The sequence below is a fragment of the Paenibacillus pasadenensis genome, from assembly GCF_002864175.1.
Classification (GTDB): domain Bacteria; phylum Bacillota; class Bacilli; order Paenibacillales; family Paenibacillaceae; genus Paenibacillus_O; species Paenibacillus_O pasadenensis.
This window is the reverse complement of record NZ_NFEZ01000004.1, coordinates 1376560-1389085: the sequence shown is the minus strand read 5'-3', so window position 1 is coordinate 1389085 and position 12526 is coordinate 1376560. Positions and strand designations below refer to the sequence as shown.

Genomic DNA, 12526 nt, shown 5'->3' with positions numbered 1-12526 from the left:
AACGCCTCCCGCGAAGCCGCTCGTCAGCATGACGAGCCGCATCGCGGGCGAGGCGCCGGAGGCGGAGCCGCTATTTCATCTGGATGCGGATCTGGTTCGGGCCGGTGCGGCTCAGCACGCGGTAGCCGTTCGCGGCGGTCGTGGCGACGCCTCCGCTGCCCGGCAGGCAGTAGCCGTTCGGCGCGCAGCTGCCGTCGTCGCGCACGAGCAGCTTGCCGATCAGGCCGACCGGCGCCCAGCCCGGCAGCAGGCGCCGGGGCACGAACGGAACGGTCGGATCGTAAGCCGGGTCGACGACCGGCTGCTCGACCGCATAGGCCGGCGCGATGACGGTGCCGTCCGGAGCGAGTTCGGCCGGAATCGTCACCGTCTCCAGCACGATCCGCCCCCACTCGTCGCGCAGGTAGGCATCCGGGCTGCGCAGCTCGGCGGCGTCGCCGACGAGCGTCGGCACGGCGCTCGTGACGCCGAGCACGTAGCCGTCGGCCGCCTCGGCCGGACGGATCTGCTCGCCCTCCAGCGTGACGAAATAGCCCGGCTCGAGCGGGGCTCCATCGACCGTCTCGTACAGCTCCGCATAGTCGGCCCCGCCGCTGAAATAAGAGCCGTCGATGTACATGTTGCCCGTCGAGCCCTGCAGGACGGCCGCGAGGCCGGGATTGGCCGCCGACGTGCCGTTGGCGACATGCCAGGAGTACGGATAGAGCGTCGTGCCGTAGCGGCCCATGATGTGGGAGCCGGCCTGGTCGGCCGTCGTCTGCAAGCCTTCGGCATGCGTATAGTTGCCGCTGGCGGTCGTATTGCCGCCCTCGGCATGGGCGCGGCTGCCGGAAGCGACCGTCGAAACGCCTTCGGCGTGGGAGCCGTAGCCCGAGGCTTCCGTCGTCAGTCCTTCGGCATGGGCGTAGCTGGCCGTGGCGGAGGAGCCGCTGCCTTCCGCGTGGGAGGCATAGCCGGATGCGGTCGTCTGATAGCCCTCCGCATGCGTGTTGAACGCGCTCGCCACCGTCAGCGAGCCTTCCGCATGCGCGTAGTTGTCCAGCGCCTGCGTCTGGTAGCCTTCCGCATGCGAGAAGTTGCCGGATGCGGTCGTGAGCGATCCTTCCGAGTGGGCGGATGTGCCGGAGGCGATCGTATCCGCGCCTTCCGCATGCGAATTGTCGCCGCTCGCCTCCCCGTTGAAGCCTTCCGCATGCGAGTTGATGCCGAGCGCCCGCCCCGTCGAGCCTTCGGCATGGGAATTGGTGCCTTGGGCAAGCGTCGCGTTGCCTTCCGCATGCGAGTTGCCGCCGGAGGCGACGGTCGTGTTGCCCTCCGCGTGGGCGGCGAAGGCGCTGGCCGTCGTCGTGGCGCCTTCCGCATGCGAGTCGTTGCCGGAAGCGATCGTCGCGTTGCCCTCCGCATGGGCGGCGTAGCCGGACGCCTGTGTCTCGTAGCCCTCCGCGTGGGAGTTGAAGGCGGTCGCCGCCGTCAGCGAGCCCTCCGCATGGGCGTACGTGCCGGACGCGGTCGTCTGATAGCCTTCGGCGTGGGAGAAATTGCCCGAGGCGACCGTATTCGAGCCTTCCGCATGCGCCGTCGTGCCGCTGGCGAGCGTGGCCGCGCCTTCCGCATGCGAGCTTTCGCCGCTCGCCTCTGTGCTGGCTCCTTCCGCATGCGCGTAAGGGCCGAACGCGTCCGTCGACCGTCCCTCGGCGTGCGAGGCAAGGCCGGATGCTTCCGTGCCAAGGCCTTCCGAATGGGCTTGGTCGCCGGCTGCCCTCGTGCCGGAGCCTTCGGCGTGCGAGGCGGCGCCGATCGACCGCGTGCCGGTGCCTTCGGCATGCGACGATTCGCCTTCCGCCGAGCTCGATTCCCCCTCGGCATGAGCGGCCGGGCCGCTCGCCGTCGTGCCGGAGCCCTCCGCGTGCGCCGCATCCAGAGAGGCCGCCGTCCGGTAGCCTTCCGCATGCGAGGCGGAGCCCGACGCCGTCGTTCCCGAGCCTTCCGCGTGCGAGCTGTCTGCGGCGGCCGTCGTCTGGTAGCCCTCCGCGTGCGCCGCCGTCCCGAGCGCTTCCGTACCGCTCCCCTCCGCATGGGACACGTCGCCCGCCGCCAGCGTGCGCGAGCCCTCCGCGTGCGAGGCTTCGCCGGATGCGGTCGCATAGCTGCCCTCCGCATGGGCGGCGTCCGACAGCGCTTCGGTCGTGAATCCTTCCGCATGCGAGGCGGAGCCGGCTGCGACCGTCGTCGAGCCTTCGGCGTGGGAGCTGTCTCCGGCCGCATTTGTCCGGTACCCCTCCGCATGCGCCGCGCTTCCAGAAGCGACCGTCTCGCTTCCCTCCGCGTGCGACGCCGGTCCGCTCGCCGTCGTGTCCGCTCCGCCAGCATCCGAGCACGGTCCTATTGCCTGGCGGTTGCATTGCCCGTCCATATTCGTCTCCATCCTTCCTCAGCGTGTAGCCGCAAGTGAATTGTTGCATCTTATGCGAGTCAGCGTCCGAGGGGACGAAAAATGACGTAAAAAGGAAGCGATGCCGCAGCACGCTCCCTCGCTTGCGCCCGAATGAATGCAGTCCTCGCTCCGCTCCGCGCCTCCAGGCGGCTGCAACCCGATTTTTTCGGGCTGCAGCTTCTGCTTCGCGCCTCCAGGCGACTGCAACCCGATTTTTTCGGGCTGCAGCTTCTGCTTCGCGCCTCCAGGCGACTGCAACCCGATTTTTTCGGGCTGCAGCTTCTGCTTCGCGCCTCCAGGCGGCTGCAACCCGATTTTTTCGGGCTGCAGCTTCTGCTTCGCGCCTCCAGGCGGCTGCAACCCGATTTCTTCGGGCTGCAGCGCATCCCTTATTGCCTACTGGTAGCCCTCCTCGAACCCCAGTTACTCGGTTTTTCCGCGCATCTCCCTCGCCGGGGCCCTCCTTGAACCCCAGTTGCTCGGTTTTTCCGCGCATCTCCCCCGCCGGGGCCCTCCTCGAACCCCAGTTGCTCGGTTTTTCCGCGCATCTCCCCCGCCGGGGCCCTCCTCGAACCCCAGTTGCTCGGTTTTTCCGCGCATCTCCCCCGCCGGGACGCTCCTTGAACCCCAGTTACTCGGTTTTTCCGCGTATCTCCCCCTCCGGGGCCCTCCTCGAACCCCAGTTACTCGGTTTTTCCGCGCATTTCCCCCGCCGGGGCCCTCCTCGAACCCCAGTTGCTCGGTTTTTCCGCGCATCTCCCTCGCCGGGGCCCTCCTCGAACCCCAGTTACTCGGTTTTTCCGCGCATCTCCCCCGCCGGGACGCTCGTCCGAGCCCCGCTGCTGAGCCGCCCGCCCCGGTGGAGGCGAACTAGGGCCCTGGAAGCCCCGAAACGCCTCGCCGCAACGCGCCTAGTCAGACACGGCCGCTCCCAGCATCCCTTTTGGCGGCGGCTCGAACGGTCCGGGCCGCTGCCGGATTTTGGATAATGGCCCTCGCGGCTGGGCACACTTCTCACAGACCAGGCCGCAACGCTGCCTGGACGGAAACGCGTAAAAAGGCGGCGGTCATGGATGAAACCGACATTCAGCTGGGAAGGCACGGAGCCGGGCATGCTGCAGCCGCTGCCGCTCGATCCCGATGCCGGCCGGCTGCTCGAGACGATCCGCCAGGACATGGGCGGGAGCGGCGATCTCGTCATCCGACGGTTCGGCGATCCCGCCGCTCCGTCGCCTCCCGCCGCGCTCGTCTACATCGACGGCATATCCGATGAGGAGACGGCCGACCGCTACATCTCCGACGTGCTGCAGGCGGCCGGAGCGGAGGAGGACGGGCTCGCCCCTCCGGCAGCGGCCGTCGCTTCCGCCGCGCTGCGGCTGCTCGGCACGATCGGCAGCGGCGATCCGGTCCCCGACATGGCGGCGCTTTATGAGCGGCTGCTGAGCGGCAGCGCGATTCTCGTGCTGGACGGCAGCGAGCTCGCCTTTGCGGCTTCCAATGCGAAGTGGAAGAGCCGCGAAATCGCCGAGTCGCCCAACCAGACCGCGATCCGCGGTCCGCGGGAGAGCTTCACGGAGACGATGCGGGTCAACACGGCGCTGCTGCGGCGCAAGATCAAGGACCCTCGCCTGTGGATGGAGTCGATGCAGCTCGGGCGCATGACCAAGACCGAGGTATGCCTCATCTACATCCAGGGGCTGGCCAAGCCTTCGGTCGTGGAAGAGGCCCGCTCCCGGCTGCAGGCGATCGATATCGACGGCGTGCTGGACAGCGGCTACGTGGAAGAGCTGATCGCGGACGACCGGCGCTCTTTTTTTCCTACGATAAAAAACACCGAGCTCCCCGACAGCGTCGCGGGCGAGCTGATGGAAGGCAAGATCGCCATCCTCGTGGACGGCTCGCCGGACGCGTTGATCGCGCCGGCCCCGTTCTTCACGTTCATGCAGTCGGCGGAGGACTACTATCAGGCCGCGCTTTACTCCAGCCTGCTGCGGATGCTGCGCCTGCTCGGCCTGTTCATCGCGCTGCTGCTGCCGTCGATCTACATCGCGATTACGACGTTCCACCGCGACATGCTGCCGTTCACGCTGTTGTTCAGCCTGATGGCGCAGCGCGAGGGCGTTCCTTTTCCCGCCTTCGTCGAGGCGCTCGTCATGGAGATCACGTTCGAGATCCTGCGCGAGGCGGGGCTGCGCATGCCGCGGCCGATCGGCCAGGCCGTGTCGGTCGTCGGCACGCTTGTCATCGGGCAGGCGGCGGTCGATGCGGGCATCGTCTCGGCCGCGATGGTCATCGTCGTCTCGGTGACGGCGATCGCGACCTTCACGCTTCCCTCGTACAGCATCTCGATCCCGATCCGCATGCTGCGCTTCGCGTTCATGGCCGTCGCCGCGTCGTTCGGGCTGTACGGCATCATCCTGGCGCTGCTGCTGCTGCTGCTTCATCTCTCCTCGCTGAAGACGTTCGGCGAAAGCTACATGTCCCCGATCGCGCCGCTGCGCACGCGCGGGCTGGCCGATACGCTGGCGCGGGCGCCGCGCTGGACGGGCTTCCTGCAGCCGATGCTGTCCCGCCGCGCCGGCGCGAGGCGGTACCGGGACCGCCGCCACGATTAAGGAGCGTGATTTTCCGTGCGGAAACGAATGCGAATCTGCCTCGTGCTGTCCTGCCTGCTGCTGCTGAGCGGCTGCTGGAGCCGGCGCGAGCTCAACGACCTGCTCGTCGTGCTGGGCATGGGCATCGATTGGGTTGACGGGCAATACCTCGTGTCGTTCCAGGTCGTCAATCCGAGCGAGATCTCTTCCAAAACCAAAGGCGCGAGCCGGGCTCCCGGCACGCTGTACCAGGGGCGCGGCAATACGATCTTCGAGGCGGCGCGCTCCTTGACGACGCAAGCGCCCCGCCTCATGTACCTCGGCCATCTGCAGCTGTTCGTGCTGAGCGAGGAGATCGCGCGCCGCGGCGTCGCCAGCGTCATCGACAGCCCTTTGCGGGACAACGAGGCGCGCATGGACTACAACGTCGTCATCGCGCGCGGCGCTACGGCCGCGGAAATCCTCGACCTGTATACGCCGCTCGAGCGGCTGCCTACTTACAGCATGCAGCAGTCGCTGCGCACGTCGGAGCGCTCCTGGGCGCCTACGGTGGCGGTCACGATGAGCGACATGATCAACAAGCTGTCGGACGACGGCCAGCAGCTCGTGCTGACCGGCATCGAGATCGAGGGCAGCCGCAAGCAGGCAGGCAGGCCCTCCAACCTGACCGGATTCCGGCCGGCCGCCTCCTACAACTACCGCGGCATCGGCGCCTTCAAGGGCGACAAGCTGATCGGCTGGCTGAACGAAAAGGAGAGCAAGGGCTTCACCGATCTGACCGACAACCTGGACAGCACCTCGATCGAGCTGCCCTGCTCGCCGACCGGCTATACCGGCATCGAGGTGACGTCGTCCGTCACGCGCCTCATGCCGCGATTGCGGGACGGCAAGCCCGAGTTCCTCGTCAAGATCTGGGCGCAGGGCGACGTCGTCGAAAATGCCTGCTCGATGGTGGACTTCAACCGCGACGCGACGTTCGTCGATTTGGAAAAGCGGTCGGAGAACATCGTGCGCAGCAATGCGGAAGCCGCGATCCGCTGGGCCAAGAGGCACGAGACGGACGTGCTCGGCTTCGGCAGCGCGCTCGCCAAGAAGCATCCGGCTTACTGGGAGCGGGCGAGGGACGATGGGAACAGCAGCGGCTTCTCCCAGGCCGCCATTGTCTTCGATATCGACGTCGTCATCCGCAAGACCGGCACGATCGGCAATTCCGTGAAGCCGAAAGAATAGGAGGAACGCGAATATGTACGCCCTGCTGACCGGATGCTTTTGGCTTGCGGCCGCCGCGGCCCTGGACCGGCGCGAGCTGCTGCGGCGCGGCCGCAAAAAGGAGCTCGTCCTGGCCGCAGCCATCGGCCTCGCCGGACTGCTGCTTTTCGCGGCGCACGGCCTGCACGTTCCGCTTCCCAATCCGCTCGATCTGACAAGCCTGTTCCGCGGGGGGAAGACCGGATGAAGCCGATCGGCAACGGACGCATCTCCGCGCGCCAGTTCAAGATCATGATCGTGTTCAGCCTGATCGGCGACTCGATCCTCATCCTGCCCAACCTGATGGGCAACATCTCCCATCAGGACGCCTGGCTGTCTCAGCTGGCGGCAATCGCATGCGGCATGGCGCTCGCCTGGGCGTATGCCGCCCTGCTCGGCCGTCTCGGCCGCCTCAGCTTCGTCGGAGCCTGGACGGCGCTGCTCGGACGCATCGCGGGCAGCGCGCTCGGGCTCGTCTATGCGTACGGGTTTTACGCCATGGTGCTGGCGCTGCTGGCCGAGATCAGCCTGTTCATGCGCGCGCAGATGATGCGCGAGACGCCGGCAGAGGCGATCATGCTCGCTTTCCTGATCGTCATCGCAGCGGGCCTGCGGTACGGCATCGAGACGTTCGCGCGGACGAGCGAGCTGCTGTACCCGATCTTCATCGCCATGTTCCTGTTCCTGTCATTGTGCCTGCTGCCGCAGATCAAGGCGGATCAGCTGCTGCCGATCGCCGGAGCGGGCATGCCGCAGATCGCCGAGGGCTCTTTTCTCTCCTTCGCCTACGGCTTCCTGGAGTCGGCGGTGCTGCTCATGCTGACGCCTTACCTGGAGGATGACCGGAAAGCGGCGCGCTCCGCCATATTCAAGGGCTTCCTGACAGGCGGGCTCATGCTGTTCCTCATCCTGCTGCTCTGCGTGCTGGTGCTCGGGCCGAGCATGATGGAGCTCAAGCATTATCCGACGTTCCAGCTCGCCCAGCGCATCGAGATCGGTCGGTTCCTCGAACGGCTGGAAGCCCTCCTGACCTTTCTCTGGATCGTCACCGTGTTCTACAAGGCGCTGCTCTACAGCTTTTCGCTGCAAAAAACGATAAGCGAGATCGCGCGGCTGCAGGACGACCGCATCCTCGCCATGCCGCTCTGCCTGCTGATGCTGGCGGGAGGCATGATCAGCGTGCCGAACATCGCCGCCTATAACGAGCTGATCAAGGCGCAGTTTCCGTACTACGACCTCATCCTCTACCTCGGCGGGCCGCTGCTGCTCCTGCTGCTGCTCGCCATCCCGGCGGCGCGGCGGCGATTGGAAGCCCGGCAGCCGAGGGCGGGGTGAGTCTGGGGCAGGGTGAGTCGGGTAAGCGCGGCGGGAACGGGCGGGCGAGGGAATGAGCGCACAGGCAGCGAGGCGGGGCAGGAGCGGGGTGAGACGGGGTCCAGGGGCGGAGGCGCCCCCTTTGCCAGCCATGCGGACTCGCACGACAGCCAGACCGTCAGCACGAAGAGCCGCCGCGCAAGCATACCTCGCGCTGGCCTCGACTCGAACGTTGGGCTGGCGCTAACTCGATAAAATCGACTTAACCCGCTCCGAATCGGGCGTGCGGCTGCATTAGCTCGATAAAATCGACTTAACGGGACTGGGCTCGGATCGGAGGGAGCAGAAAACGAAAAAAAGCGTTCCAATCCACATGCAACGTGGATTGGAGCGCTTCTTTAGTTTGACTGCTGACGGGATGCGCCAATTCGAGGGTCTGACTCATTCTAACGACGGCTGAGACGCTTAGAAGGCATGATTGAGCCTGTTCGAAAATTTAACGACGAATCAGACGCTAAGAACTGCGAAATCCTCGGTTCACAGCTTATTCAGGGGCCATTTTCTTCGCTAAGCGCTTCACGCGTCGCTAGATTTTAGAGGGGGATGAAATCTGCGCTTTAACAAGCTGATTCGTCGTTAGCCAGCCGTGAGGTCGCGGGCTCCGCAGCAGAAGCGGAATACGCCTGGTCTGCTAACTCTAACCCCGGCTGGCCACCTCGCTCGCATGATGCTCGCCCAGCTCGTCTACGCACCGGCTCCGCAGCCACCCGCCTGCCTGTGCTCCGCCGTTCGCCGCCTGCTCCGCCCGCCTACCCACCAGCTCTGCCCGCCTGCCTCCGCACCTGCCTCCGCACCTGCCTCCGCACCAGCTCCGCCCGCCTGCCTGCGCTCCGCCGCCTGCTCCGCTCGCCGCTGCTCCCGCCTGCCTCCGCACCGCTTCGCACCTCCGGCTCCGCGCACACCGCGCCGCGCCCGCCTCCACGCCAGCTCCGCGCGCCCCCGCCTGCCCGCGCTCTGCGCCCGGCTCCGCGGCGCTAGCGGCGCGCGGCGCGCTTCAGCAGCGCCGCGCCATGCGCCGGCAGCGCCAGCTCGGCGCCGGCCGGCTCGCCGGACTCGAAGCGGACGAGTCCGCTCTCGCCGAGCCGCACCTGCGCCGCCGCGCCGGAGAAGTTGAGCACGAACACGTAGTCGTGCTCCCCGTCGCTGCGCAGCTGCGCGGTCACGCCCGGCGGCAGCTCCGCCTCCAGCGCGCGCGCCACGCCCGCCTCGCGGACGAGCGCGCCGTACCACGCCCCGTAGAACGCCTCATCGGCCACGCGCGCGGCCAAGTAGTGCACCCGGCCCTCGCCGAAGGCGTGGACCGTCAGCGCCGGCCGCCCGGCGTAGAAGTCTTCGCCGTACTCGCCGACGACGTCCGCGCCTTCGGCGTGGATCAGCTCGCAGATCTCGTGGATCCGCCAGCTGCCACTCAGGCCGAGCGGATTGCCCTCGCGCAGCACGAGGCGGTTCTCCTCGCCGTCGTGCAAGCCCTCGATCTCCTCGGCCCAGACGCCCGCCGCCTTCCGCAGCGGTCCGGGGAAGCCGTCCAGCCGGCACAGGTCATGCTCGTCGACGACGCCGCTCCAGTACGTCATCGCGACCGTGCCGCCGCCGCGCACGAACGCCTCGATGCGCTCGCCGGCGTCCTGCCGCAGCAGGTACGTCATCGGCAGGATCAACAGCTTGTAGCCGTCCAGCGGATCGGCGGAGCCGATGACGTCGACCGGCACGCCCATTTCCCACAGCGCCTTGTAATGCTGCACGACCGTCTGCTCGTAGCGCAGGCCGCCGTTGCGCGGTCCCTGCGCGTCGTTCACCGCCCAGCGGTTGTCCCAGTCGAAGACGATCGCCGTCTCCGCCGGCACGCCCGTGCCGACGAGCTCCGTCAGCCCGGCCAGCTCGCGGCCGAGCTCGGCCACGTCCTGGAACACGCGCGTATGCTCATGCCCGACATGGTCGACGACCGCGCCGTGGAACTTCTCGCTCGAGCCGCGGCTCTTGCGCCACTGGAAATACTGCACCGAGTCGGAGCCGTGCGCCACCGCCTGCAGCGAGCTGAGGCGATGCATGCCCGGACGCTTGAGCTTGCTGACCGGCTGCCAGTTCGTCAGGCTCGGCGTGCTTTCCATGAGCAGGAACGGCTGCTGCTTGAGCGAGCGGAACAGGTCGTGGTTGAACGCGAACCAGGCGGCCGTGCCGGCGTCGCTCGCCTGCGAATGCCACATCGGGTAGGCGTCCCAGCTGACGACGTCGATGACCTTGGCGAGCTCGCGGTAGTCGAGGTCGTAGAACAGGTCCATCAGGTTCGTCGTCGCCGGCAGCTCCGGATTGGCCGCCTTCAGCGGCGCGATCTCGGCGCGGCAGAAGTCCGCCGTCTGATGCGTCACGAAGCGGCGCCAGTCGAGGTTGTGGCCATGCACCATCGTCTCGCCGTGCGGCGCCGGGGACTCGACCTGCTCCCACGACGTGTACGTATGGCTCCAGAACGTCGCCCACCAGGCGGCGTTCAGCGCGTCCAGCGAGCCGTAGCGCTCCTTGAGCCACGCCCGGAACGCGTCCTGGCAATAGCCGCAGTGGCATTCGCCGCCGTACTCGTTGGAGATATGCCAGCCGAGCACCGCCGGATGATGCGCGTAGCGCTCCGCCAGCTTGGCGTTCATGAGGCGCGTCTTCTCGCGGTACGCCGGCGACGTGTAGCAGTGGTTGTGGCGCATGCCGTGCAGGTTGCGCACGCGGTTCGCCCCGACGCGCAGCACCTCGGGGTACTTCTCCGACATCCAGGCCGGACGCGCGCCGCTCGGCGTCGCCAGCCAGGCGTAGATGCCGTTTTCGGCGAACGTGTCCAGCAGCCGGTCCATCCAGCCGAACTCGAAGCGCCCTTCCTCCGGCTCCAGCGCCGCCCAGGCGAAGATGCCGACGGACATGACGTTGCAGCCGGCGAGCTTCATGAGGCGGATGTCCTCCTCCAGGACGGCGGGATCATGCTGCCACTGGTCCGGGTTGTAATCCGCTCCGTGCATCATGACGGGCAGCTTCGGGCTGACCGGGGGGAATTTGAGTTTTTTTGCCATAGTAGCCTCTCCTCTCGGTTGAAAAGCCGCGAGCCGCCCCCGCGAGGGGACGGCTGCAGCTGGACGGACGACGGTCGCGGGCTCCTGCAGCCCTGCCGATGAATGAAATCGCGGGACGGCGCTGCCGCCAGCTCCTGCGCCTTGCCGCGGGGACGGCGCTGTGGCCTAGCTCTGTCGCCTTTCCTCAAGGCCAGGAGCCGGGCGGCATGGCCCCCGCTCGTTTCCTTACTTCTGGGCCGCGAGGAACGCGTCCACCTGCGCCTGCATCTCGGCCTGCACCTTGTCGATGCCGGCGGCCTTGAGCTGCTTGATCAGGTCGGCGTGGCCTTTGTCGATGTCCTTGATGAGGCCGTATTCCAGCGGAATCGCGTAGCGCGTCATGACGTTGCCGATGTTGGCGACCTCCGCCTTGACCTTCTCGCCGTTGAACACGAACGTCTCCAGCGGGAAGTGGTAGATCTTGGACTGCCAGCTGTTGAAGATGTCGTCCGCTTCCTTCGGATAGGACGCGTCCTTGCGGTTGAGCGGCGAGTTCCAGCCCCAGTTGGAGAAGCCGGTGTAGTTGCCTGCGGCCGGTCCGGCCGTATACTTGTCGTCACCCTCCGGCACGTAGTTCTCGCCGGCGATACCGTACATCGTCAGGTCGTGGATCTCCTTGTCGTTCTGCAGCAGGTCGATCAGCATGAGCGCGCGCTCCGGATTTTTGCTCGTCGCGTGGACCGCCATGCCGTTCTGCGTGGAGATGGCGGCGATCTTCTTGCCGTCCGGCGTAATGTCGGCGATGGCGACCTCGAGCGACGGGTTGTCGCGGCGCATCTCGGCCAGGTTGGCGCCGGCGGTGCCGAGGTTCTGGGCGGCATAGGAAGCGACCTTGCCGGCCTTGATGTCCTGCCAGACGTCGTTTTTGTTGCTGACGACGTTTTTGCTCCAGACGCCGCTGTCCGCCAGATCCTTGTAGTACACGAGCAGATCCTTGAACTCCTGGGTGTCGTAGATGTTGAAAATCTGGCCCGTCGCGTCGTCCATCTTGTAGGCGAGCGGCAGCGTCGTGTCGACGAGGTTCCAGTCGTTGTGCTGCTCCAGCGTCGCCTGGTCCATCTCATGCCATTTCCAGCCGTCGCCGGCCTTCGCGCCGTAAGGGATGATGCCCTTCTCGTTCGCCGCAATCGCTTTCAAATACTGGGCGTACGTGTCGAGGCTGTTGATCTCCGGCAGATTGTGCTTCTTGCGCAGGTCCTCGCGGTACAGGACGACCTTGTCGTTGACCTCGACGTTGTTGTTCGGCACCATGTACAGCTTGCCGTCCACCTTGGCCTGGTCCCACGATACGGCCGGCATGCTCTCCATCGTCTGCGGCGCGTACTTCTTCAGCATATCCTCGGTCAGCTCCAGGAAGCCGCCCTTCAGCGCCTGGTCGTTGTAGTACGCCCAGTTCGCCGTGTACACGAGGTCGAAGTCCTCGTTCGCCGCGAACTTGAGCGGGTACTTCTGGTTCCAGTCGGACCAGTCGAGGAACTCGACGTCGACCGTCGCGTTGATCTTCTCCTTGAGCTTGGCGTTCAGCTCGCCGAACACCTTGTCGTAGTCGACCGGCTTGCCGCCGACGAGGATCATCTTGAGCTTGACCTCCTGCGACGTGTCGACCGCGCCGGACGACTCGCCCGCCGCTGCGGACGGAGCCGGCGAGGCGGTCGGAGCCGCGGACGGCTCGGCATTGCCGCCGCCGCTGCAGGCGGAGAGGATGGCGGTCAGCGACAGCGCGGCTGCCAGCGGAAGCAGGGTTGCTTTTTTCGTTTTCATTTTCATGGAATGTTCCCCCTATATGA

At 66.6% G+C, this 12526-nt stretch carries 7 protein-coding genes; 4 read left to right on the top strand and 3 right to left on the bottom strand.

What is annotated here, in order from left to right; all coding sequences use genetic code 11:
- Positions 1 to 70: 70 nt before the first annotated feature.
- The gene (locus tag B8V81_RS15580) at positions 71 to 2413 is read right to left on the bottom strand and encodes a peptidase G2 autoproteolytic cleavage domain-containing protein (RefSeq protein WP_101808689.1); all 2343 of its coding nucleotides are present in this window, start codon (positions 2411 to 2413) and stop codon (positions 71 to 73) included.
- Between the two features lie 1094 nt (positions 2414 to 3507).
- On the opposite strand from B8V81_RS15580, the gene B8V81_RS15570 reads away from it, so the two are divergent.
- From B8V81_RS15570 to B8V81_RS15560, 4 genes are read left to right on the top strand one after another with little or no spacing between them, the layout of a single operon-like run.
- On the top strand, positions 3508 to 5049 hold the full coding sequence (locus B8V81_RS15570) for a spore germination protein (protein ID WP_084137555.1): 1542 nt from the start codon (positions 3508 to 3510) through the stop codon (positions 5047 to 5049).
- A gap of 15 nt (positions 5050 to 5064) precedes the next feature.
- On the top strand, positions 5065 to 6258 hold the full coding sequence (locus B8V81_RS15565) for a Ger(x)C family spore germination protein (protein ID WP_028600403.1): 1194 nt from the start codon (positions 5065 to 5067) through the stop codon (positions 6256 to 6258).
- A gap of 13 nt (positions 6259 to 6271) precedes the next feature.
- Positions 6272 to 6484 carry a hypothetical protein gene (locus B8V81_RS25310; RefSeq protein ID WP_028600402.1) on the top strand — a complete coding sequence of 71 codons (213 nt, stop codon included), beginning with the start codon at positions 6272 to 6274 and terminating at the stop codon, positions 6482 to 6484.
- Positions 6481 to 7611 (top strand): GerAB/ArcD/ProY family transporter, encoded by a 1131-nt coding sequence (locus B8V81_RS15560; RefSeq protein ID WP_028600401.1) that lies wholly within the window; start codon positions 6481 to 6483, stop codon positions 7609 to 7611. Before B8V81_RS25310 ends, B8V81_RS15560 begins: the two co-directional genes overlap by 4 nt.
- Before the next feature lie 1013 nt (positions 7612 to 8624).
- Here B8V81_RS15560 and B8V81_RS15555 read toward each other — a convergent pair.
- On the bottom strand, positions 8625 to 10700 hold the full coding sequence (locus B8V81_RS15555; protein ID WP_101808687.1) for a beta-galactosidase: 2076 nt from the start codon (positions 10698 to 10700) through the stop codon (positions 8625 to 8627).
- A gap of 225 nt (positions 10701 to 10925) precedes the next feature.
- Positions 10926 to 12506 (bottom strand): DUF3502 domain-containing protein, encoded by a 1581-nt coding sequence (locus B8V81_RS15550; RefSeq protein WP_028600399.1) that lies wholly within the window; start codon positions 12504 to 12506, stop codon positions 10926 to 10928.
- Positions 12507 to 12526 lie beyond the last annotated feature (20 nt).